Genomic DNA, 23,217 nt, shown 5'->3' on the forward strand with positions numbered 1-23,217 from the left:
GAACGAATTCACATAAAATCCCGACAAATGAAAGTGCCTAAAAAATAAACGATAAATTATAGAAAATTAACAAGATTAAGATAAGAGATATGGCACAAAAACAACAGAATTTATGCTATAATTTACGGCTGTATTTAGATTTTAACTCAGCTTATTTTGAGTTAATTTTTTGCTAGATTGATTATATAAAACGAACAGTCTGAACGGTTGTTTGTAATAAGGAGTATGCATGAGCGTATCGGAAATCCGACCGATTGCCATTGAGGATGAACTCAAAAGCTCATATCTCGACTATGCCATGAGTGTTATTGTTTCTCGTGCATTACCTGACGTGAGAGATGGCTTAAAGCCTGTTCATCGTCGTGTGCTTTTCGCTATGCACGAATTGGGCAATGACTACAATAAAGCATACAAAAAGTCAGCCCGTGTCGTCGGTGATGTGATCGGTAAATATCACCCACATGGTGACTCTGCTGTTTATGAAACCATTGTTCGTATGGCGCAAGACTTTAGCCTGCGTTATCAACTGGTAGATGGTCAAGGTAACTTCGGTTCTGTTGATGGCGATAGTGCAGCAGCAATGCGTTATACCGAAGTGCGTATGCGTAAGCTGACCCATGAGCTTTTGGCCGATCTGGAAAAAGACACAGTCGAGTGGGAAGACAACTACGACGGTTCTGAACGCATTCCACAAGTCATGCCTACACGTGTTCCTAACTTGCTGATTAACGGTGTAACTGGTATTGCAGTAGGTATGGCGACCAATATGGCGCCACACAACATGACAGAAGTGATCAATGCATGTTTGGCCTATGCGGAAAACCCGAATATTTCCATTGAAGGCTTGATGGAACATATCTCTGGCCCAGATTTCCCTACAGGCGGTATCATTTACGGTAAATCAGGCATTGTCGATGCTTACCGTACCGGTAAAGGTCGTCTTCATATTCGTGGTAAATATCACATTGAAGAAGACCAGAAGACTGGCCGTAACACCATCGTATTCACTGAAATTCCTTATCAAGTCAATAAAGCAAAAACCATTGAACGTATTGCTGAATTGGTGAAAGAGAAGAAACTGGAAGGGATTTCTGAGCTTCGTGATGAATCCGATAAAGAAGGGATGCGTATTGCCATTGACCTGAAGCGTGGTGAAAACGCCGAAGTGATTGTCAATAACCTGTTCCTGAATACCCAGTTAGAAAATTCATTCAGCATCAACATGGTCTGCCTGGACAACGGCCAGCCGAAGTTGATGAACCTGAAAGACATCATTGCTGCGTTCATCCGTCACCGCCAGGAAGTGGTGACTCGCCGTACCATGTTCGAACTGCGTAAAGCGCGTGAACGTGGCCATATCCTGGAAGGCTTGACCGTTGCACTCGCAAACATCGATGCGATTATTGAAACCATCAAGACCTCTGCCAACCCGGGCGAAGCGCGCGAGCGTTTACAGGCGGGTGAATGGGCTGCGGGTGGCGTAGTTGCATTACTGGAAAAAGCGGGTTCGGTTTCTGTACGTCCTGACGAGATTGAAGGTGAAGATCCAAACCGTCGATTCGGTTTAGATGGTAATGTTTACCGTTTATCTCCAGCACAGGTTGGTGCAATTCTTGAACTACGTTTACACCGCTTAACTGGTCTGGAACAAGACAAGTTACATGCTGAATATTCTGAAATTTTGGGTCAAATTGCTGAATTAACTGCAATTCTGAACGATTTCAATTTATTGATGGCAGTGATTAAAGAAGAATTGGCGTTAATCCTGCAACAATATGGCGATGCACGTCGTACCGCGATTGTTGAATCACGTATTGATTTCTCTCGCGAAGATTTGATTCCTGAAGAGCAAGTAGTATTGACCGTTTCTAAAACCGGTTATGCGAAAACTCAACCACTTTCTGATTACGCTGCACAGCGTCGTGGTGGTCGTGGTAAGTCTGCGACTTCAATGAAAGAAGATGACTACATTCAGCATCTGATTGTGACCTCGAACCATGCAACGGTACTTTGCTTTACCGATGTCGGTAAGGTCTATCGTCTGAAAGTATTTGAAGTGCCGCAAGCGTCGCGTGGTGCCAAAGGTCGCCCAATGGTGAACCTGTTACCGCTTGATGCCAACGAAACCATTACTGCAATTCTTCCGGTGATTGATGCACCGAAGAAATTTAAAGAACGTTTGGCAGACTTCAAGGCATTTGTAAAAACCAATGCTGCGAAACTGCAAGAAAATGAAATCATCAATTCACATTATGCTGAACTGGAAGCGGCACTTGCTGAACTTGAAGATGGTGCAGATGACTTGTCTGATGCATTACGTGTTCAATTGAAGCAATTGGGTGTTGAGCTTTCAGCAAGCGATCTGGATGATGAAATCATTGCTGACTTTGCGCAGCAAGCCGAAGCGGTACGTAAAAACTTCTATGTATTTATGGCGACCGAATACGGTACGATCAAGCGTGTAGAACTTGAACAGTTCAGTAATGTCCGTTCAAACGGTTTGCGTGCCATTGAACTCACTGGCGATGATACCTTGATTGGTGTTGCAATTACCGATGGCGAACAGCAAATCATGTTATTCTCGAATGAAGGTAAAGCAATCCGTTTTGCTGAAACCGATGTGCGTTCAATGGGACGTTCAGCCAAAGGTGTACGCGGTATGCGTGTGACCATTGGTGCAGCGCAAGTTGAAGATGCCGAAGATGCCGATATCGAGTCTGATGATGAAGATAGTTCAGATTCAGCCTTAATCAGCCGTATCGTTTCATTGGTGGTTGTCCCTGAAACAGGTGAAGTGCTGTGTGCTTCTGAAAACGGTTACGGTAAACGTACCCCGGTAGATGACTTCCCAACCAAGAAACGTGGCGGTAAGGGCGTGATTGCGATCAAGACCTCTGAACGTAACGGTCAGTTGGTGGGTGCAGTTGCGATTGATGCCTCTAAAGAACTGATGTTGATTTCTGATGGTGGCACTTTGGTACGTACCCGTGCTTCTGAAGTTGCTCAAACTGGTCGTAACGCACAAGGTGTACGTTTGATCCGTTTAGGTAATGACGAGTTACTTGTAGGCGTAGTTTCGGTTGAAGCTGTAGAAGAAGATGAGTTTATTGAAGCAGTGGAAGGCGAAGAAGTTGTTGCCTCTACAGCTTTAATTGATTCTGAAACTTTGGTGGATGATGAAACTATCGCTGATGAAGCTGATACTGAATCAGATTTAAGAGATTCTGACGACTAAGTTTTGATATTGAAAAGAAGGGCGCTTAGGCGCTCTTCTTTTATGCTTATGATTTGTTAGCAGGATGTTTTCCTTACCACTAATAATTATTACTTAGAATAAGAATGTTTAGATTTTTAAAAAATTAATTTCTGAATAGGTGATTTTAATGGTTTTAGGAGAGCATGATTCATTATTCTTAAAAACAATAATAAAAGCCAATAGCTAGGATTTACATAAGCTATTTGATTCAATGAGTCAAAATTAGATTAATTGATATTCTTAAAGGTAAGTCGCAGGATTAAAAGACTTCTTTCATTATTGGAGTCATGAGTGTGGCATGGATGCCACACGTTTCCCATCATGACAAGGATGTCATGTATGGGAAACAAAAGGTTTTTGTCTACTTTTGACCTTTCAAAAGTAGAGGTAATGCCTACGCAAAGGCATAAAAATTGAATCAATCAAATGAGGCAATGCTGATTTTTAAAAGAGCCTATAAATAATTTTTTGACTTATGCAAGTTATCTAAAGAATTAGATTTAAAAGATATTTAAGAAATAAAAAAGGAAGCCGAAGCTTCCTTTTTTGATTTATAAATTATGCAGCTTCTTTTAATTCAACAGCATAATTTTTTTGCTTTTCAGCATCGAACTGACCTTCCCATTTACTGATCACAAGAACAGCCAACGAGTTACCAATCACATTCAATACAGTACGAGCCATATCCAGAATACGGTCAATACCGGCAATAAATGCCAAGCCTTCAAGCGGAATACCCACACTACCCAAGGTTGCCAACAATACAACGAAAGATACGCCAGGCACACCGGCAATACCTTTAGAAGTAATCATCAAGGTTAACACCAGAATGATTTGCTGGGTCATGCTTAAATCAATACCGTAAAGCTGCGCAATAAAGATGGCTGCAATACTTTGATATAAGGTCGAACCATCCAGGTTAAATGAATAACCGATTGGAATCACAAAACTGGTAATAGATTTTGGCGCACCATAGGCTTCCATTTTCTCCATCAGGCGCGGTAATACTGTCTCGGAACTTGCAGTTGAATAAGACAGAATCAGCTCATCTTTTAGAATTTTAATAATTTCCCAAATACTGAAACCACAGAATTTGGCAACAAGTCCTAAAATCACAAAGATGAAGAAGAAAATAGCACCGTAAACCAATAATGCTAATTTGACTAACGGAAGCAGTGAGCTAAAGCCGAAGTTCGCAACAGTCGCCGCAATCAGGCCAAATACACCGAAAGGTGCAAAAAGCATGATCATATGGGTGACTTTGAACATGGTTTCAGCAACCGCATGCAACACATCAATTAGCGGTTTCTTGGTTTCTTTCGCTAAAGATCCCAAACCAATACCGAAGATCACAGAGAAGAAGATGATTGGCAACATATGCCCATCGGTCAGTGATCCAAAAATATTAGACGGGATTAAAGATAAAATGGTATTGACCAGACCATGCGAGTGACTACTCACTTCCTGGGTGGTTTGCTGATATTTAGAGATATCGGTTTGGGTCAAACTCGACATGTCAATACCGGCACCTGGCTGGAATACGTTTGCAGCAACCAGTCCGACAATAATCGCAACCGTGGTAATAATTTCAAAATAAACAATAGTCTTGAAACCCAGTTTACCCAAGTTTTGACCATGACTTGCATTGGCAATACCTAAAATCAGCATTGAAAGTACAAGTGGAATGACAATCATCTTAATCAAATTAATAAAGATTGCGCCCAAAGGGCTCAGCAGATTATTAATCAGAGTTTCACGATATTCGGGAGAATAGTGTAGAAAAGAGCCTACAAGCACACCTAAAATGAGCGCAATGACGATTTGCCAAGCAAGACTAATCTTAATCTTTTTCATGCTAAGCCCTTAAAATCAAATTTCAATAAAAAAGCTGCTATAACACTGTCGATCTCACATCGGCATGTTACGGGGAGCGTGGGAATGAATAATATAAAAAAAATTCATGAAATATGAACAGGGGGCTATTTTGCATCGATTAGTATATTCAATCTAACTTTTTTCTTCATAATTGATTCAAAAGATCAAAAAAAGATCAATTTTGGTGTTAAAAACAACCAAATGGTAAAGTTTTATTTAATAATCTTATGAGTTCATAGCTAAAAGCTTACTTTTGACCAGATCGGATCAGGCGAAAATATGCCCAAACCAGACAAATGCCGGCAAAGGTTGCCAGATAAATCATTTTTGGAATGACCAGCTGGGTAGGCACTCCCATCTGGTTCAATTGAATAAACATCTGTATGCCTTGAGTAGAAGGCAGCGCTTGGCCTAGCCACTGCATCCATTTCGGCATTGCGGCATGCGGCCACGCCGTACCTGAAAGTAAGAACAGCGGAATAGAGCTAAATACAATCACGTGACCTGCACGTTCCGGCATATCCAGAAAAGAGGCAATCAGCATGCTGAGGCCAATCACGCAGCTCACAAAGATAGGGACCGCAATGAGCATGCCCCAGAAGTTACCACCCCTTGGATAGTCATTCAGCCAAAAAGTAAATCCAAATAAATATAAACAGCCCAGAAAACCAATGGTCAAAATGGCACTGAATAATGCCCAGAATTCGGTTCGACTCGGTATCCAGTGCTTTTTACGATAAGTCGCAATTAACATGCACAAACCCAGCAAAATGGTTTGATGGATAATCAGTGGGGCAACGGCCGGAAAAATATAACTGCCGTAGCCAGACAGGGTATTGAACAAGGGAATTTGATGGATCGACAGCGCTGGAGCAAATTCAGAAATATGCTGGAATTTTTCTGCTTGTTCAACCAGCGCATGTTCAACCGATGCTGCCAGTCCCAAACCGATCTTCTGGGTTTTTAAGAAATTGGCGGCACTTAAATATAAACCGATGCCACCCACTTCACCTCGACGCAGACTGCTAGATAAATTGTTCGGCAACAGTAAAATCCCATCTGCCTGTTGCAGCTTGATCATCTGCTCTGCTTCAGCAAAATTGCCAGTCACTGCACGGATTTCAACATTGGGGCTTTTAGCCACTTCGCCAATAATGCGGGACGTTACCGGGCTTTGTTCTTCAACGACAATAATAATCGGTAAGGATTCGGCATGTTCTGCCTGATAGGCAGCCGGGTAGAAGAAACTGTATAAAAATACCGAGAGTACCAACGTGGTCAAGATTGAGCTATTTGAAGCAATATCTTTAAAGGTTTTTAAATAAAAGTGCAGAAAGTTTCTGACTGTTTTCATGCCTGAACTCCCTTTAGATATTTTTTAAGGAAGAAGTAGGCAGTGCCCAGATAAATCAGGCAATATACGGCTAAAATTGCAAGTGGTAACAGTGAAATGGATACAGGACTGCCGATGACCCATTGTTCTGTTTGTAATTTGGCATAAGGGGTGTAGGGAATAATGTTTGACCAGAACTGGGTGAATAAGGGCGCATTATTTAGCGGTAAAGTCACGCCAGCAAAACTTAAAGAAGATCCGCCATACACGGCAATAAAACCAAAACTTTTCGCCAGATCACGGGTGGCTAGAACAACGCTACTACTGATCAAGGCATAAGCACTATAGAGAAGAAATTGTCCCAATAGAATAGGCCAGAGCTGTCCCTGTATAAACCAGCCGCGAATTTCAATCAGCCAGAACATCCATAACCAGGTCCAAAAGCTGAAAATCAGCACATAAGTCATATTTTTGCCCAGCAGGGCAAGCAAGACATTTTGCTGTGCTAGCCACTGCTTTGTGGTATTAAATTTCAGTTCCTGTCCGACTGAAAATGCCACACAGCAGCAGAGCAATAAATGCAAAATCGCCGGGATCATGTACGGTTCTAAATAAAATTCATAACTTAGCCCGGGATTAAACAGCGGCGAAATTTTGACATTCGGCGTGGGGGCATTCAGATCAGGAATCTGGTTTTGCAAATAACTGTGTCCAGTAAAGTCGGCCAGTGCCTGCAAAGTGCTGATCAGCATGGCCGATGAAATGCTATTGCCGACACTAAAATAGCTTTGATTATAGGCAATACTGATCTGGGCATCCTTGGCTTGTACCAAGCGTTCTTCGGCACCTTCTGGAATAGTGATATAACCCCAGATTTTATTTTGGTTGAGTAGCTGTTCAACCTGGTCCTGACTGCTGGAAATGGTACTGATGCTCAGGGTGTTGTTCTGACGGACAGAATGTTCAATATTACGGCTCAGTTCACTCTGGTCCTGGTCAATAATTGCAATCGGCAGATGGCTGGGTTTACCTTGAGCAAACATACTGGTGAACAGCACAATCACAAAGGCAGGTGCCAGGGTGACCAGACACAGGTCCCATTTATGCCGAAGCAAATAGCCGAGTTCACGCAGTATGCCATGCAGCATAATTAGGACTCTTGCACTTTAAACAGTATGCTCATGCCGACTTTTAAATCCTGAATCGGCTGGACAGGGGTGAGCTGCATCTTGAAATTGCGAATATCATAGCCACCGGTTTGGCGTGTGGTTTTAATGGTGGCGAATTCTCCCTCGGCATCAATCTTTTTGATCTTGAACAGAGCTTTTTTGTTTAATGCAGGAATAAAGCCTTCAATCGATTTGGCCTGATAGACCTGTGCATATTGATCTTCACGAATATTCAGGCTGACCCAGAGCTCATCATCCTGAATAATACTGACGACTGGCACGCCCATAGCCACCAGTTCAGACACCTTGCCATAAGTTTTGGAGATGGTGCCATTGATCGGGGAAACCAGCTTGGTTTCAGCTTCCAGCGCATTGGCCTCCGCAACAGCCGCTTTGGCAATTTCCACCTGGGCATCGGCGGAGGATTTCTGTTCTGGCGTGCTGCCGCGTTTGGCACGTGCATATTGCTGATAAGCCGCTTCGGTCATTTGTGCGGCAGATCGTGCGGCAGCTTGCATTTCGTCACGGCGTTGGCGTGAAATGACGCCTTCTTTAAACAGGTTAGCGCCACGCTGATAGGTGGTTTGGGCCAGCTCTTGCTGGGCTTTCATGGCTTGCCAGTTGGCATATAAACTGTCGATATTTTCCTGTTGTGAACCGCGATTAGCTGTGGATTGCAAGGCTAAAGCAGATTGCAGGCTGGCCAGAGCCTGCTGCTTTTTAGCTTCAACTTCCGGACTAAACAAGCGGACCAGTGACTGACCTTTAAGTACTTTTTGTCCATCATGAATATATATTTCTTCAATGCGGCTCGGTACCTTAGTGCTGATATGGATGGTTTCGGCTTCAACCCGCCCTTGTAGCTCCACTTCCTTGGGCTGATAACTTTTCCATAACCCAAAGCCAATGAGGCCTAGAAGCAAGATCAGTATGATGATGCCAACCACTTTAATGACAGCTGAAGATTTTGAATCTGTATTTTCAGTGGTCGGCGCTTGCGCTTGTTCTGAATAACTGAAAAATCCATCATCTATCTTGCTGTGCTGTTCAGAGGCCGTTTGAGTGTCTTGTTGATGGCTTGGAGCTGAAGTAGGGGTAGAAGTTCCTTTTGATGAGGTATTTTCTACATCTTGATCAGGCCTGTTTTGATCTTGAGTCATGTGGTTCCCCATCAAAAATTAACGAATATAACTGGTATTGCTTTGACTGACATAGTTTTGAAACTGTTCAATCGAGCCATGGCTTTGCAGCAAAGTGGCCAAGGACATCACATATTTATAAGCATTCAGTGCCATCTCGCTTTTTAAAGCATTCAGGCTATTTTGTGCATCAATCACCTGGGTGGCCGTTCCCATATCTTCTTTAAAAGATAAAGTTTGAATACGCAAATTTTCCTGGGCAGCTTGGACATTCTGTTGCAGTAGTTGATGACTTTGCTGGGCTGAGGTCATTTCATTGTAAGAGCTATAAATAATGTTTTCGACTTCCTGCTTGGTGCGTTCGGTCATCAGTTCAGAAGCATAACGTTGCAATTCTGCGGCCTGAACATTTTTGTTGTTATTCACGCCTGAAAACAGGTTATAACGTGCTGCTATACCGACAATCCAGTTTTGCTTTTCATCCAGACTATATTCGCCAAAGGCGAACAAATTAGGTTTTTTCGCAGCACTTTGTACCTTGACGTTGGCATTGGCCAGCTGAGTGTCCATCTGCATTTTCTGGATCAGTACAGATTGTTCCGGATAGCTTTTTAACAGCGTATTCAGGTTTTGATTTTGGCTAGAATTAACAAATAGGGGCGTGCTCAGTTCGGTAATCTGGCTGCGCTGTAACAGGTTATTAAGCTGAAACAGGCTGGATCTTAAATTGGCCGTTGCATTTTGCACATTACGCTCGGCATTATTCTTTGCCACTTCAAACTGCATACGTTGCCCTTTGCTGATAAAACCCTGATGTTCCAGCTTTAAGGCATTGCTGTAGTGGGTCTGCATGGCGTTGAAATTGGACTGGCTAGAGGCTAAAAGCTGCTTTTGCAGTTGGGCATTAAAATAGGCCTGAATTAGTTCAAAGCGTTGTACATCTTGCTGTTGTTTGGTATTCAATTGACTACGTTGTGCCCTGAGATGAGCTATTTCCTTGGTGCTGGAGGTCAGACCGCCGGTATATAAAGGCATTAACACTGAAACGGTAGGGCGGATCACTTGATCTTCCAGAATCACGTTGGCCGAGTCAGGGAATAGCCCAATACCGCTATGAATGGTTTGATTCAGACCTTGCTTTAAAGGATCAGAAATAGTGGATGGAAGGTTTTCTTGATTAATACGATCGTTGATGCCTTGAGAAAGTGTCTGTTCCAGATTGTTTTTAAAAGAATCAAGTGGCAGGTCGACTTCATTATGGAAAGCATAGGCACGCACATTTAAATCCACCCGGGGCAGACCTAAACCCTTGACCGCTTCAGCTTGTAATTGTGCAGCTTGTTGCAAAGCCTGATTGGCCTGCGTACTGTAGGAATCCTTTAAAATCGACTGTTCAGCCTGTGCATAACTGATGCTTTCGGCAAAGGCTGGACAAGCAAAAAGCAGACTAGCCGTATAAAGGCCAACACGAAAATTTTGTTGTATGAGGAGTGCAATTTTTTTTGGTTGTGCATGTAAACGCAATAACATCACTCAAACTCTCAATTTCTTTGTAACAATTATATGGCATAGATTGAATTGTATGTCTAATCAATAAGTTGTTGTCTTGTTTAATATGCATGTGTATAGCAATCACGTGATTAGATGGCTCATGCGAAGATATTACAGCAGAATTTGAAAAGAGAAGTAATAAGATGCAGTTGCACTTTTAAACTACGTCCCAAGTCGTGAAAAAGGAGTTGCTAAAATCAATCTTTATTGAGATTTTGACTTTAAATGTCCGACAGCATTGAAATATTTTCAGGATAATTTACTGCAAGCAACGCCTATCTGTGGTTAAATGCCATCATTTTATTGTGTTTCACTTTGAAAGGAAAAATCATGCGCGCGTACAACTTCTGTGCTGGTCCTGCTGCATTACCTACTGCCGTTTTAGAAAAAGCTCAGGCTGAATTGCTTGATTGGCATGGCAAAGGCCTTTCGATCATGGAAATGAGTCACCGTAGCAGTGACTATGTAGCTGTGGCAGAAAAAGCAGAAGCAGATTTGCGCAAACTGATGAACATTCCTGAGAACTATAAAGTATTGTTCTTGCAAGGTGGTGCTTCGCTGCAATTCTCTGCTATTCCTTTAAACTTGTTGGGTAAAAACAACAAGGCTGATTATATTCATACCGGAATCTGGTCAGAAAAAGCGCTGAAAGAAGCAAAACGCTACGGCGACATTAATGTTGTAGAAGCCGGTACCAGTATTAACGGTAAATTGGCTATTTCAGAGCAAAGCAGCTGGAACTTGTCTGACGATGCGGCTTATGTACATTATGCCGACAACGAAACCATTGGCGGCCTTCAGTTTGCGGGTATTCCTGAAACAGATAAACCACTGGTATGTGACTTTTCATCGAGCATTTTATCTGCGCCACTAGATGTATCCAAGTTTGGTTTAATCTACGCAGGTGCGCAAAAGAATATTGGTCCTGCCGGCTTAACTTTAGTCATTATTCGTGAAGATTTACTTGATCAGGCCAAACCTGAAATTCCAAGCATTTTGAAATATTCAGATCAGGCGAAAAACGGTTCTATGGTCAACACACCATCTACCTATGCTTGGTACCTATCTGGTCTGGTATTTGAATGGCTGCTTGAAAATGGCGGAGTCGATGCCATGCATCAGGTCAACCTTGAAAAAGCCAAATTACTGTATGGTTATATCGATGCCAGTGATTTCTATGCCAACCCGATTGCAGAAGCCAACCGTTCTATCATGAATGTACCATTTACCTTGGCAAAAGCTGAGCTTGAGAAGCAATTTTTGAAAGAAGCTGAAGCGAATCATCTGCTTAACCTGGCAGGTCACCGTTCAGTGGGTGGTATGCGTGCAAGTATTTACAATGCTGTACCATTAGAAGGCGTACAGGCTCTGGTTAACTTTATGGATGACTTTGCCAAACGCAATGCTTAATTCCTAAAGCTAAAAAGCCCATCACATGATGGGCTTTTTATTGGCTGAAATAAGCATGGTAAAAATAAGTAGTTAAAATAAGCTTAAAAAATAAAGTGATGCAAAATATAGGCAGACATAAACATACCCAAGACAAAAAATAGGGATGAAATGCCGTCTAACTGGAAGCGTTTAGTCAGTTGATGGCCAACTGTTTGTATATTTTCTTCTTGCACGATTTTCATGGAAACTCTATTCCGATTTATTTATCGTTAATTTATATTGCTTGTTTTTATTTTTATCATAAAAAATTGATTAAATAAAGTACTAAATAAAAATATGTAATTAAAATATTTATTTTATTGGCCAGAAGATCAGCTGGCTTGTCAGATAATTGCCACTACAGGGCTGTGCTGGATAGCAGGCATAAAAGTAAGGGCTAAAAATATAATAGCTGTGCTGTTTATTTAAAATAAAATTTTGAATTTAAAACTGTGGATAAGTTATTTTAATTTAAATTCAAAACCACCCATATAATGCTGGTTTGTGGATAAATTTTAATCACACTGTAGATAGAGATAATAAAACTTAGACTTCTTTCATAAATTCCTTTTATTTCTCCCAGAGGGAGAAAAATAAAGAGGGGATGAATAATCATGAAAGAAGAGTATTAAAAAAATAAAAAGCAGCACCATAACCTGAGAGGATAATCCTGTTGTGGTGCTGCTCTTGTTAGAAGATTTATTTTTTAGCGTAAATATTCACTTGAATCCATAAATTGCCACGAATGAATTGACCAATTGCAAAGTCTTTATAAGCCGGATTCTTGGTGGCAATACGAATCAGGGTGGCTGCCTGATTTTCATCATGAATCAGGGCGACATCATAAAGCGTATAGTCCTGATCCATAAATGACATCGAGGTTTTTCCGACAATATTGCCCTGAAACCAGGCTTCATCTTCCTGTCCCATATTTTCGCCATACAGATAGGCCACCATTTTGGAAAAATCGACAGTCACCGGCTGTTTGTCATCTTCCGATTTGGGCTCCCAAGCATCAATCTGTTCCTGCAAATTGGCAGGTGCCACGCCGTTATTGGCAGCCAGAATATCATTTAATGCACGGTGATGTTTGATGGAGGCCGGATCATCCACTACCAGCTGTTCATGATCTGAAACGGCTTCCAGTTCATAGGCCCAAGCATTGAGCTGCGCAAGATAGGGTTGATCTTTTTCATACTGATCATGATTGACGCTATACAGCGTGTCAAAGGCATAGACAATGGTATTCGCCCCCAAATTCAAACGTAGTACCGCCTGAGTGTTGGATTTACAGGTGATAATCCGTTCAATGGTGGCATTTACTTTGTAGGGACTTTCAAAACTTGGAAAGGCTGTTTTGACCGCTTGGGGCTTGTTGTTTTCAACAGCAATGACTTGGGTCATTTGCACGGTTGCCTGTTTAGGTCCTTGAATAAGCCAGGCTGACGCATCCATATCCGCTTCTTCTTTACATAAACCCATTGGCATCACTGGTGCATCAAGTGCCAGGCCTAACCACTTGGGCACATCGGTACATGGGTGATCTGTAAGCAGATTCCAATGTTCGACATGACTGCCAAAGTTCTGGTCTTCAATGGTGATCAGTTCTGGTCTATTTTGATTTTTCATATTCACAATTGATGTTGGGCTGTATTTATCTATTAAATCGAGGGTTATTGTTAAATTTCAAGTCAAGGGACTAAATTTAACCATTAAAGTCGTTAAAATAAACTCAAACTCCTGTATCTGGATGCGATGAAGCCTGCAAGTGTGCCATGGAAAGCATGACCATGTGAGTTAAATCTAAAAACAGCAAATGAGCTGAATCAATTTAGCCATCCTCCTGTCGTATGGAATTTGCTAAACTACAGGCTATTCTTTTTTGACTATGGATGTGGTGTGCTGCCATTTAAACTTTGGGTCGATGCCGATGCATTGCCTAAAATTCTGCGTGATGTAATTATTCGCGCTTCTGACCGCTATCAGCTGGAAGTGACTTTTGTCGCGAATCAAAATGTGGGGATTACCCCGTCAGTACGGATTAATTCCATTCAGGTGATGAGTGGCGCAGATGCTGCAGATAAAGAAATTATCGAGCGCATGAAAGAGCATGATATCGTCATGACCCAGGATATTCCATTGGCTGCTCAAGTGATTGAAAAAGGTGGAATTGCTATTCATCCTCGCGGCGAGATTTATACCTCTGCCAACGTAAAAGCGCGTCTGCATCTACGTGATTTTATGGATTCATTACGTGGAGCAGGTGTTAATACGGGTGGTCCGCCACCAATTTCTGAACGGGACAAGCGCGAATTTTCCAGTGCACTGGATCAAACCATTCAGAAACAGAAACGTAAAACAGCAGCCTAACTTGAGCTCCTCATGCCATCAAAAACCAATATCATGTCCACCTATGCCTTATTGGTATTTATCTGGGCAACCACGCCACTGGCAATTGTCTGGAGTGTTTCGGACTTGCATAGTTTGTGGGCGTTGGCACTGCGCTTTTTTATTGCACTGCCTTTAGCATTGGGCTTGCTGGTCATCCTTAAAGTCAGATTACCTTTGAATGGAATCTCCCTGCATAGTTATATTGCCGGTGCCTGCAGTTTTATTGGTTCACAAATTTTTACCTATTTAGCCACAGCCTATTTAAGTTCAGGCATTATTGCCTTGATGTTCGGTCTAGCTCCGATTATGACCGGATTGATTGGCCGTTTTGCTTTTAACGTTCATTTGCATCGCTTGCAGTGGCTGGGGATGTGCATTGCAGTATTGGGGCTGGGGATTATCTGTCTGGGTGGCAGTGACCATCACGTTCAGCCAATAGGCATAGGACTGATGTTGTTCAGTGTTTTTGTATATTGCGCATCCATTTTCTGGGTCAAAAAAGTCAATGCACCGCTGAAACCCATGGCTCAAGCAACGGGTTCCATTCTGGTCTCCAGCCTGTTTGCACTGTGCATGTTGCCGTTGATCTGGCAGCATGCGCCAGATCATATTCCGAATACCAAGGCATTGATCGGTTTGTTTTATGCGGTGATTATGGCATCACTGTTGGCGATGTTCTGTTATTTTAAACTGGTACAGAACATTAAGGCGACGACCTTATCATTGACTACTGTGCTGACACCCATGTTGGCCATGTTGTTTGGAGCGATGCTGAATAATGAAAAATTATCGGTGATGGTTTTTGTTGGCGCTTTTATTTTATTGTTTGGCCTGTTTGTTTATTTTTATCGTGATCTTAAGGCGAGCCAGAATCTCGCCATCAAGATCAAGTCCAGCAGTTAAATCTCTAATCTTTATTTTTGCTGAGGTTGACACACTCGGCAAGTTTTACCCGGTCTTGTGGATGCAATGTAATGAAATAAGCACCAGTACGGAACTTGCCATTATCTTCTGTACGGTTATAGACGACTTGGGCCGTTGCTGCAATATGGAAGAAATTTTCAGGGTGGCTCAAGGTCACATGCACATAAGTGCCTTCCTGAATAGGGTGCTCGCTAAAAAAACTGAAACCAGTTTCGGAAAAATTGACATGTTCCGGGATTGGTAACATGGATTGTACAATTGCATCGTATAAAGAGCCGGTAATAAGGTTTAATTTTTGGTTGAATAAGGATAATATTCTAGCAATTTGTTGATCTTTTTCATTTAATTGTTCTAATTCGTAGTTTACAGCATGATCAAATTGATCTAATTCTGCGAGTAGTAGAAAATAGCGGGGCAGCACAAAGTTAGGATCATAAGGGTCATTAAGTGCGACATCATCAGAGATAATCTGATAATTAATTCGCAAAGCAGCATCGATACGAGACATAACGCGGCGTTCCATATTGCCGCTTTGATGCTGTAAATTTTCCATAATTATTCCTCGGACTAAATGGTATGTTTAAACCAATCTCGCTGTACATCGGGTTGAGATATACTCGTGCACGGCGTAGCAACCACTTTATTTCTTTTATTGCTTTGGTGTCTATGATCGGTCTCACCTTAGGTGTGGCCGTGTTAATTACAGTCTTGTCTGTAATGAATGGCTTTGACCGCGAGCTGAAAAACCGTGTATTGGGAATGATACCTCAAGCTACTGTTTCTTCAACACAAATATTAACAAATTGGCCAGAACTTGCAAAGAAAGTTGAACAGCATGAGCATGTCAAAGGTGTAGCGCCATTTACCCAGTTACAGGGCATGCTGACAGCACAGGGGCAAGTGGCCGGAATTATGGTCACGGGCATCGAACCTGAATATGAAAAGAAAGTGTCAATTATCCAGAATCACATGATTGCGGGGAGTATTGATAGCCTGAAAAAAGGTGAATTTGGCATTGTTTTGGGTAAACAAATGACCGATTCACTGGGCTTGGGATTAAACGACAATATTACTTTAGTCCTTCCAGAAGCTACACCGTCGCCTGCAGGGGTGGTGCCTCGTTTCAAGCGTTTCAAGATTGTCGGTATTTTCAGTATTGGGGCAGAAGTGGATTCCATGATGGGCTATATCGCCCTGAATGATGCTTCAACTTTATTGCGTTTGCCGGACGGTGCTCAAGGTGTGCGTTTAAAACTGGATGATATTTTTCTTGCCCCAGAAGTGGCGGATGATATTGTCAAAGATCTGCCAAACAATTTCTATGCATCGAACTGGACCTTTACCCACGGTAATTTGTTTAGCGCCATTCAGATGGAAAAAGCCATGGTCAGCTTGCTACTGTTCCTGATTGTACTGGTGGCAGTATTTAATATTGTGTCCTCACTGGTGATGGTCGTCACCGACAAGAAATCTGATATTGCCATTTTGCGTACATTGGGAGCTTCACCTGCAACCATCACGCGGATTTTTATGGTACAGGGTACTATTATTGGTGTGATCGGGACTGTTTCCGGTGCCATTCTCGGGATTATCTTTGCTTCAAGTATCAGTGGCTTTATCGGCTGGTTGAATACCGCATTTGGTTTGAACCTGTTTGATGCCTATTTTATTAATTACTTGCCGTCTTATTTGCGTTGGCAAGATGTCGTGGTGATTGTGAGCCTGTCACTTATTTTAAGTTTCCTTGCCACGATTTATCCGGCACTGCGTGCTGCAAAAACCCAACCGGCAGAGGCTTTACGTTATGAGTAATCTTGTCCTCGAAGCGAAAAATATCTCGAAAAGTTTTACCGATGGCAAAACCACAGTTGAAGTGATTAAAAACTTGTCCCTGCAGGTCAAAAAAGGCGAGTTTGTGTCGATTGTCGGTTCCAGTGGTTCCGGTAAAAGTACCTTGTTACATGTGTTGGGGGGGCTGGACTGTCCAACAGAAGGACAGGTGTTTTTAAATGGCAAGCGCTTTGATAATTTAGGTGAAGCTGAACGGGGCTATTTACGTAACCAGCATTTGGGCTTTGTCTATCAGTTCCATCATCTGTTGCCTGAATTTACTGCATTGGAAAATGTCGCCATGCCGCTGATGCTGCGTGCAGGAACGACGTATAAACAGTCTAAAGAACAGGCTGAATACTTGCTCAATCGGGTTGGACTGTCACATCGCATGACGCATAAACCGGGTGAGCTGTCTGGTGGTGAACGTCAGCGTGTAGCCTTGGCACGTGCACTGGTGGCAAAGCCGGAACTGATGCTGGCGGATGAACCGACGGGGAATTTGGACCGTAAAACGGCAGTAAAAATTTTTGAACTGCTCAGTGAGTTACGTGATGAGTTCAATATGGCGATGCTGATTGTGACGCATGATGAACAGTTGGCCCAGACTGCCGATTCGATTTTGCATATGCAAGACGGTGTCTGGATTGATGATTAAGGGTTGGTTGATATTTCATAAAAGGTCTGCGTTGTAAGCTGCAATTAAACAATGAGATGTAAACAGCGTAAAAAATACTCCTTGTCGCAAACATAGACGAAGTATCAATCCACCCTAGACACTGATCGACAAATTTAAAAAACAATTGAAGCTCACTGCGGTGGGCTTTAATATTGCCTAAAATAAAAAAATTATAATCACAATGATTCAAATAATCTGTATCGGCTGGGTGCTGGGTATTGCAATAATGGGAAAAACTCTTCCAATCTTGCAGTCTTTACTCCTTCCGTGTAGCACTCTTTTCATCCTGACTCTTCTTTTAAAACTGACTGTTTTCAAACAGGCCAATTGCTTAGGATTTAAATTTTTACAGCTTTCTGTAGGGCTAAGTCTGGGGATCACACTTGGCTATAGTTATGCCAATCATCAATTAAATGAGCGTTTGCTGTTTCGGGAACAACAGCCTGAAGCAGTGGAGGTGATTGCTTATATTAAACACATCAATGAATTAGGCGATCAGACCATCCAGCAAAAAATTCAGGTACTGAACCGCCATACAGAAGTGGTGCAATGGCAGGCATTTTTAAAAAATGAAATGCATTCTGGTTCCAAATCTGTACTTGAGTTAGGTCAATATTACCGTTTGCAGGGACAAATCCTGCCTGCGCATAGCTATGCCACTGAGGGTGCCTTTGATCAGGAGCAATGGTATATCCAGCAAAATATCATGTCTGGATTTAAAGTTTCATCAATACACAAGCTGACAGAACAAGAGGTTTATGCTTTAGGGCATGGACAATACCTAAAACAACAAGCTTCTGTTTCCAGTCAGATGCAACTCTGGGTTGAGCAGCAGCGTTTGGCATTACGCAATTTTATTCATCAGCAGCCCGTGCAGCATGAAGGTTTGATGCTGGCTTTATTGACCGGGGATAAAAGTTTACTGGATACAGAAACCGAGCAACTATTTCAGCGCTTTGGTATGAGTCATTTGCTGGCCATATCGGGTCCACATGTGCTGATTTTTGCTGTACTGCTGTGTTGGGGGCTGCATCAGCTCATTCGTCATGATCGACCACAACTCTATTTGAAATGGCCAAAGCAATATCTGCTGATCTGGCCTTTTTGCGCGAGCGTAGTACTGTATTGTGCATTTGTCGGCTTTGAAATTCCGGCATTGAGAACGCTGTTGAGCTGCTTGTTGATCAGTGCATTTATCTTATTCAAGCAAAAGGTCCGGCCATTTAATATTTTGCTTTCTAGTGCCTCTATTCTATTAATTTTTGATCCTTTTAGTATTTTATCGGCTGCGTTCTGGTTGTCCTATGGTGCATGCTTTGTGTTGCTACGCATTTACCAGACCTTGCAGCAAAGGGGGGCGGATCAGCTAAAGACCAAAACTCAATATATAAAAATACAATTAAAACTTTTAATCGAATCGCAGTGGAAAATATTTCTGGCTTTATTTCCACTGATGATGCTGTTTTTTAAACAGATTGCATGGATTACGCCGTTGAGCAATTTATTCGCTATTCCATGGATTGGTCTGGTGATTGTGCCCTTAGATGTGATCGCAGCGTTGTGCTATTTCATTGCTGAACCTTTGGGTAGCCTGGTTTTTCAAATCAACGATCTGTGTCTTGCAGCTTTGCTGTGGTTGCTGCAACTTTTAGATGGGCTGTTTGCCCCGACATTACAGCCGATTGCGATGACATTTGCCGTGTGGCTGAGTTTATGTCTAGGCTTGATAATCCTGTTTTTACCGCGTGCTGTGTTACCTAAAACCTGGTCCATATTGTGTTTTATTCCTTTAATTGGTCTCGATGTCAGTAAAAATCAGTTCGAATTAAACGTACTGGATGTTGGACAAGGACAGGCAATTTTTATCCGCGATCAAGACCGGACCATGATGATTGATACTGGTGGAAATTATGATGAAGCTAAATTCAGTATCGGCAAACAAATTATTTTGCCCTTTTTATCGGTGAAGGGTGTGGATCAATTGGATCAGCTGATTTTGACACATTTAGATCAGGATCATAGCGGGGCGTATGCATCGATTAAACAGGATTTACCCATTAAGCATGTTTATTCAAATGAGCAAGTTCCCATTCCCGATAGTAGCCAGTTTGATTATTGTCATCAAGGGCAGCAATGGTCGTGGAATGATGGGATGAACATAACCGTGTTATCACCCAAAGCAGAGAATTTGGCAAATGCCAAAACTGATCAAAACGAAATGTCCTGCGTGGTTTATGTACAGGTGAAAAATGCCCAACCCTATCAAAATTTTTTGCTGATGGGAGATGCCGGTTGGCGAACGGAATATCAAATTCTGCAGGATTATCCAGACTTAAAAGTTGATGTGCTGGTTTTGGGGCATCATGGTAGTCGGCACAGTTCGGCCTATGCTTTTTTAAAGCAATTAAAACCGAAAATCGTGATCGCTTCGGCTGGCTTTAACAATCGTTATGGACATCCAAGTGATATGGTTCGGTTACGCTTAAAGGAATTGAAAATTCCTTTGCTGAGTACAGTACAGCAGGGCAGCATTCAATTTAGCAGACAGGCCAATGGACAAATGCAATTACATTATGCACGTGAACAAAAGCTATGGTTAAAACGTGCAGCAGTAAAGCTTAAATCATAAGGCCTGATTATATGACCTGATCATTTTCTACTGGAAACATTGTATTTTGGGCTGCAGTCTCAGCACGGACTTTTTCGACCAGTGCTAAGGCCTCTGTTTTATTGAGATAATACAGTCCATCCAATTCAGGATTGGCTTTAAAGCGTTTATAGCTCCAATGATAATGTTCAGGATAACGACGGATCAGGTTCTCAATGGCTTGAAAAATAATGCTTGTGCCTTGATTGGTATCAACCGAATAAATGCGTTCATCAATTGCTTCAAAATGTAGATCAAAGCCCTGATCATCATTACGCAGTGCATACAAAAACAATGTTTTGGCTTTGGTTTTTTGAATCAGTTTGGCACTTAAATTACTGGTGGCCAAAGGCAGTCCAAAATAAGGAATCATTTCACCGCCAACATTGGGTGTATGGTCTGGCAAAATTACCGTTGTTCCGCCTTGCTTTAAGGCCTTGAAAATCTGGCGAACTCCGGATTCATCGGTAGGTACCAATGTTGCCTGTTCGCGACTGCGAGCCTTACGAACGAACTGATCGGCCGCTTCATTTTTGACTGGCTTGTACATGATGGTCATTTTGGTAAATTGGGCAATATAGGCATTCATGATTTCCCAGGTACCAAAATGCGGAACAATTAAAACCACACCTTTGTTTGCTGCGAGTACATCCAGCAGCAGCTGCTTACCATGCACTTTATGAATGCGCGCCAGATTGGCCTCATTGCTTGAACCCCAGATACTGAAAAATTCAAAATAAGAGATCAGCTCATTACGGATGGCTTGAGCCGTAATTTTTTCCCGCTCCGTATCGCTCAGTTCAGGCAGCGCAATATTTAAATTCAATTGAATGGTTTCTGAGGTTTTGGAAATTTTAAGAGTATTGACCAGACCAGCTAAACCACGCGCTATAAATCGAGAAATTTGAATAGGTTGTCGGCTAATAAATTGCAAAAGACGATAAGTTGTATTCTGGGAGCTTCGATCGGTCATTGTTATATTGTCAATTGCATCAGGAATGGAAGAGATAAATTTATTATAAGGGAAAACAGATAATTTAGACAGATTTAACCCGATCAGTGTATATAATGACTCTAATTTAACTTAACAGTGGATCGTTTTCCATGTCCGATTGGCCACCAAAACCAGAAAATGAAATTCAAAATACACAACATAATTCGCAAAATATAACTGGCAAAGAATGGCATATTTTAGAAAAAGCCGTTTTAGCCTCTGTAGAAGAACAGCGCCGTGCGCGCCGTTGGGGAATCTTTTTTAAATTTCTCACCTTTGCTTATATTCTTTTTATTTTGGTGTTACTGGCTAAAAGCTGCAGCACATCCACGGCAGATCCAACGGCGACCACCAGCTCACATATTGCCGTGGTCGACATTATTGGTACCATTGCTGCAGACAAGCAAAGCGTGAATAGTAATGATACAATCAAAGCACTCAAAAAAGCCTTTGAAAATAAACAAAGTAAAGCTGTGGTTTTAAATATTAATTCGCCAGGCGGGTCACCTGTGCAATCGGATGAAATCTGGCAAGAAATTCAATATTTGAAAAAAGCCCATGCAGACAAAAAACTGTATGCCATTATTGGTGATACTGGTGCCTCAGGTGCTTACTATATTGCTTCAGCAGCAGATGAGATCATTGTCAATCCATCCAGTCTGGTGGGTTCTATTGGTGTGATTATGCCGAACTATGGCGTGAATGGTTTGATGCAAAAGTTAGGTGTTGAAGACCGTACCATGACATCTGGTGAGAACAAGGCACTTTTATCAATGACTCAGCCAGTAGATCCTGCGCAAAAGGCTCATGTACAAGGAGTGCTGGATAATGTGCACGACCATTTTATCAATGCCGTAAAACAAGGCCGTGGTAAAAAATTGAAATCGACTGATCCTGCAATCTTCTCAGGTTTGTTCTGGACAGGTGAACAGGCAGTGAAATTGGGCATTGCAGACCGTACCGGCAGTTTAAATAGTTTGAAACGAGAACTGAAACTGGAAAAAGCAGTAAATTATACCATTGAATATAATCCTTTCGATTCAGTACTAGGACGTATGGGAAGTTCAATTGGACAGGGTTTTGCCAGCTCGATTTCACAGCAAGTCCAATCTGAACAAACGACAAAACTGCAATGAAACCAGTAATCCACTTTGCGCACGCCAATGGCGTGCCATCGAAAGTTTATCAAAAGCTGTTTGATGGACTGAAAGATGAATATGACATTATTTATGTCCCCTTGCTTGGTCCGGACAAGCGTTATCCCATAGACAATCACTGGCACAGTCTGACCAATCAAGTGGTTGACAGTATTGTGCGCCAGGCTAATGGCAGCAAAGTCATTGGCCTTGGTCATTCTTTGGGGGCAGTGCTGACTTTTCAGGCAGCCTTAAAACGTCCTGAACTGTTTGAGCAGGTCATTATGATTGATCCGCCTTTAATTATGGGGAAAGACGCCTTTGCTTTGCACGTGGCCAAAACTTTAAAGCTGAAAGCCGTAGATAAAATGTCGCCGGCTTCTTTGTCCTTACGTCGCAGAGATCATTGGGACAGTCGTGAACAAGCAGCTGAATTGCTTCGTCCCAAAGGCTTTTATCAACATTTTGATGAAAGCTGTTTCCAGGCCTATATCGATCATGCTTTAACGGAAGATAAGGTGCGAGGCGGGGTGGAGTTGACCATTTCCAAAATGGATGAGGTGAATATTTTTAGAACCAATCCATCATTATGGTGGCTGCCACAGCCAAAACCTCAAGTGCCTGTCCAGCTGCTGATGGCGGAACAAGGGCCATTTATTGAGCGGGGCTTTCCGCAAATTGCGAAAAAGAAGTTTGGAATTCCCTATACGGTTGTTCCGGGAAGTCATATGTTTCCGCTGGAAAAACCGCTAGAGACTGTAGAATTAATTAAACAATTGATTCAACCGCAGCCGGTATAATTTCTGTGTCAGCTCATAAATAAAAAAACAAGCCATAAAAAACGCATCCCCGGATGCGTTTT

General features: G+C 42.2%; 18 protein-coding genes. 9 read left to right on the forward strand and 9 right to left on the reverse strand.

The window, feature by feature from the left end:
- Positions 1-229: 229 nt before the first annotated feature.
- Positions 230-3,235 (forward strand): DNA gyrase subunit A, encoded by a 3,006-nt coding sequence (gene gyrA / locus ACE01T_RS00285; RefSeq protein WP_300042835.1) that lies wholly within the window; start codon positions 230-232, stop codon positions 3,233-3,235.
- 579 nt (positions 3,236-3,814) lie between these two features.
- Here gyrA and gltP read toward each other — a convergent pair.
- The 5 genes from gltP to ACE01T_RS00310 all read right to left on the reverse strand — a co-directional run bounded on the left by gltP (position 3,815) and on the right by ACE01T_RS00310 (position 10,302).
- The gene (gltP, locus tag ACE01T_RS00290) at positions 3,815-5,110 is read right to left on the reverse strand and encodes a glutamate/aspartate:proton symporter GltP (protein ID WP_395518529.1); all 1,296 of its coding nucleotides are present in this window, start codon (positions 5,108-5,110) and stop codon (positions 3,815-3,817) included.
- Between the two features lie 268 nt (positions 5,111-5,378).
- Entirely contained in the window at positions 5,379-6,485 is a 1,107-nt protein-coding gene (locus ACE01T_RS00295; protein WP_395518530.1) for an ABC transporter permease, read from the reverse strand.
- Positions 6,482-7,612, reverse strand: a complete 1,131-nt coding sequence (locus tag ACE01T_RS00300; RefSeq protein ID WP_180081511.1) for an ABC transporter permease — start codon at positions 7,610-7,612, stop codon at positions 6,482-6,484. Before ACE01T_RS00300 ends, ACE01T_RS00295 begins: the two co-directional genes overlap by 4 nt.
- 2 nt (positions 7,613-7,614) lie before the next feature.
- Positions 7,615-8,793, reverse strand: coding sequence for an HlyD family secretion protein (locus ACE01T_RS00305; protein WP_395518531.1), 1,179 nt, complete (start codon positions 8,791-8,793; stop codon positions 7,615-7,617).
- Between the two features lie 18 nt (positions 8,794-8,811).
- On the reverse strand, positions 8,812-10,302 hold the full coding sequence (locus ACE01T_RS00310; RefSeq protein WP_180081507.1) for a TolC family protein: 1,491 nt from the start codon (positions 10,300-10,302) through the stop codon (positions 8,812-8,814).
- Between the two features lie 351 nt (positions 10,303-10,653).
- Here ACE01T_RS00310 and serC point away from each other — a divergent pair, with 351 nt between their 5' ends.
- On the forward strand, positions 10,654-11,733 hold the full coding sequence (gene serC, locus ACE01T_RS00315; RefSeq protein ID WP_086196205.1) for a 3-phosphoserine/phosphohydroxythreonine transaminase: 1,080 nt from the start codon (positions 10,654-10,656) through the stop codon (positions 11,731-11,733).
- Positions 11,734-11,816: 83 nt separating this feature from the next.
- On the opposite strand, the gene ACE01T_RS00320 is transcribed toward serC, so the two are convergent.
- Together ACE01T_RS00320 and ACE01T_RS00325 are read right to left on the reverse strand one after the other, a co-directional pair.
- Positions 11,817-11,957, reverse strand: coding sequence for a hypothetical protein (locus ACE01T_RS00320; RefSeq protein WP_180081505.1), 141 nt, complete (start codon positions 11,955-11,957; stop codon positions 11,817-11,819).
- A gap of 496 nt (positions 11,958-12,453) precedes the next feature.
- Positions 12,454-13,383, reverse strand: coding sequence for a hypothetical protein (locus tag ACE01T_RS00325; protein ID WP_395518532.1), 930 nt, complete (start codon positions 13,381-13,383; stop codon positions 12,454-12,456).
- A gap of 270 nt (positions 13,384-13,653) precedes the next feature.
- Between ACE01T_RS00325 and ACE01T_RS00330 the strand changes: the two genes are divergently transcribed.
- Both ACE01T_RS00330 and ACE01T_RS00335 read left to right on the forward strand, forming a co-directional pair.
- Positions 13,654-14,124, forward strand: coding sequence for a YaiI/YqxD family protein (locus tag ACE01T_RS00330; protein WP_180042180.1), 471 nt, complete (start codon positions 13,654-13,656; stop codon positions 14,122-14,124).
- A gap of 12 nt (positions 14,125-14,136) precedes the next feature.
- Positions 14,137-15,048: a DMT family transporter gene (locus tag ACE01T_RS00335; protein ID WP_395518533.1), complete on the forward strand. Its 912-nt coding sequence runs from the start codon at positions 14,137-14,139 to the stop codon at positions 15,046-15,048.
- 4 nt (positions 15,049-15,052) lie between these two features.
- Here the strand turns inward: ACE01T_RS00335 and ACE01T_RS00340 are convergent, their stop codons facing one another.
- On the reverse strand, positions 15,053-15,622 hold the full coding sequence (locus ACE01T_RS00340; protein ID WP_395518534.1) for a PilZ domain-containing protein: 570 nt from the start codon (positions 15,620-15,622) through the stop codon (positions 15,053-15,055).
- Positions 15,623-15,645: 23 nt separating this feature from the next.
- Between ACE01T_RS00340 and ACE01T_RS00345 the strand changes: the two genes are divergently transcribed.
- The 3 genes from ACE01T_RS00345 (at position 15,646) to ACE01T_RS00355 (ending at position 20,207) form a co-directional block, all read left to right on the forward strand.
- A complete protein-coding gene (locus ACE01T_RS00345) occupies positions 15,646-16,881 on the forward strand; it encodes a lipoprotein-releasing ABC transporter permease subunit (protein ID WP_086196200.1) in 1,236 nt (411 codons plus the stop codon).
- Entirely contained in the window at positions 16,874-17,557 is a 684-nt protein-coding gene (lolD, locus tag ACE01T_RS00350) for a lipoprotein-releasing ABC transporter ATP-binding protein LolD (RefSeq protein ID WP_086196199.1), read from the forward strand. Before ACE01T_RS00345 ends, lolD begins: the two co-directional genes overlap by 8 nt.
- A 202-nt stretch (positions 17,558-17,759) precedes the next feature.
- Positions 17,760-20,207: a DNA internalization-related competence protein ComEC/Rec2 gene (locus tag ACE01T_RS00355; RefSeq protein ID WP_395518535.1), complete on the forward strand. Its 2,448-nt coding sequence runs from the start codon at positions 17,760-17,762 to the stop codon at positions 20,205-20,207.
- A 7-nt stretch (positions 20,208-20,214) separates the two neighbouring features.
- Here the strand turns inward: ACE01T_RS00355 and ACE01T_RS00360 are convergent, their stop codons facing one another.
- Positions 20,215-21,198 (reverse strand): lysophospholipid acyltransferase family protein, encoded by a 984-nt coding sequence (locus ACE01T_RS00360; protein ID WP_395518536.1) that lies wholly within the window; start codon positions 21,196-21,198, stop codon positions 20,215-20,217.
- 131 nt (positions 21,199-21,329) lie between these two features.
- On the opposite strand from ACE01T_RS00360, the gene sppA reads away from it, so the two are divergent.
- Positions 21,330-22,355, forward strand: coding sequence for a signal peptide peptidase SppA (sppA, locus tag ACE01T_RS00365; RefSeq protein ID WP_166167299.1), 1,026 nt, complete (start codon positions 21,330-21,332; stop codon positions 22,353-22,355).
- On the forward strand, positions 22,352-23,155 hold the full coding sequence (locus ACE01T_RS00370; RefSeq protein ID WP_180081495.1) for an alpha/beta fold hydrolase: 804 nt from the start codon (positions 22,352-22,354) through the stop codon (positions 23,153-23,155). The genes sppA and ACE01T_RS00370 overlap by 4 nt, the downstream gene beginning before the upstream one ends.
- Positions 23,156-23,217: the final 62 nt, after the last annotated feature.

Source organism: Acinetobacter uliginosus, assembly GCF_044130295.1.
Classification (GTDB): domain Bacteria; phylum Pseudomonadota; class Gammaproteobacteria; order Pseudomonadales; family Moraxellaceae; genus Acinetobacter.

Coding starts and splice junctions, on each gene's coding strand:
- gyrA (WP_300042835.1), top strand. CDS start 230: ATGAGCGTATCGGAAATCCGACCGATTGCCATTGAGGATGAACTCAAA.
- gltP (WP_395518529.1), bottom strand. CDS start 5,110: ATGAAAAAGATTAAGATTAGTCTTGCTTGGCAAATCGTCATTGCGCTC.
- ACE01T_RS00295 (WP_395518530.1), bottom strand. CDS start 6,485: ATGAAAACAGTCAGAAACTTTCTGCACTTTTATTTAAAAACCTTTAAA.
- ACE01T_RS00300 (WP_180081511.1), bottom strand. CDS start 7,612: ATGCTGCATGGCATACTGCGTGAACTCGGCTATTTGCTTCGGCATAAA.
- ACE01T_RS00305 (WP_395518531.1), bottom strand. CDS start 8,793: ATGACTCAAGATCAAAACAGGCCTGATCAAGATGTAGAAAATACCTCA.
- ACE01T_RS00310 (WP_180081507.1), bottom strand. CDS start 10,302: ATGTTATTGCGTTTACATGCACAACCAAAAAAAATTGCACTCCTCATA.
- serC (WP_086196205.1), top strand. CDS start 10,654: ATGCGCGCGTACAACTTCTGTGCTGGTCCTGCTGCATTACCTACTGCC.
- ACE01T_RS00320 (WP_180081505.1), bottom strand. CDS start 11,957: ATGAAAATCGTGCAAGAAGAAAATATACAAACAGTTGGCCATCAACTG.
- ACE01T_RS00325 (WP_395518532.1), bottom strand. CDS start 13,383: ATGAAAAATCAAAATAGACCAGAACTGATCACCATTGAAGACCAGAAC.
- ACE01T_RS00335 (WP_395518533.1), top strand. CDS start 14,137: ATGCCATCAAAAACCAATATCATGTCCACCTATGCCTTATTGGTATTT.
- ACE01T_RS00340 (WP_395518534.1), bottom strand. CDS start 15,622: ATGGAAAATTTACAGCATCAAAGCGGCAATATGGAACGCCGCGTTATG.
- ACE01T_RS00345 (WP_086196200.1), top strand. CDS start 15,646: ATGTTTAAACCAATCTCGCTGTACATCGGGTTGAGATATACTCGTGCA.
- lolD (WP_086196199.1), top strand. CDS start 16,874: ATGAGTAATCTTGTCCTCGAAGCGAAAAATATCTCGAAAAGTTTTACC.
- ACE01T_RS00355 (WP_395518535.1), top strand. CDS start 17,760: ATGATTCAAATAATCTGTATCGGCTGGGTGCTGGGTATTGCAATAATG.
- ACE01T_RS00360 (WP_395518536.1), bottom strand. CDS start 21,198: ATGACCGATCGAAGCTCCCAGAATACAACTTATCGTCTTTTGCAATTT.
- sppA (WP_166167299.1), top strand. CDS start 21,330: ATGTCCGATTGGCCACCAAAACCAGAAAATGAAATTCAAAATACACAA.
- ACE01T_RS00370 (WP_180081495.1), top strand. CDS start 22,352: ATGAAACCAGTAATCCACTTTGCGCACGCCAATGGCGTGCCATCGAAA.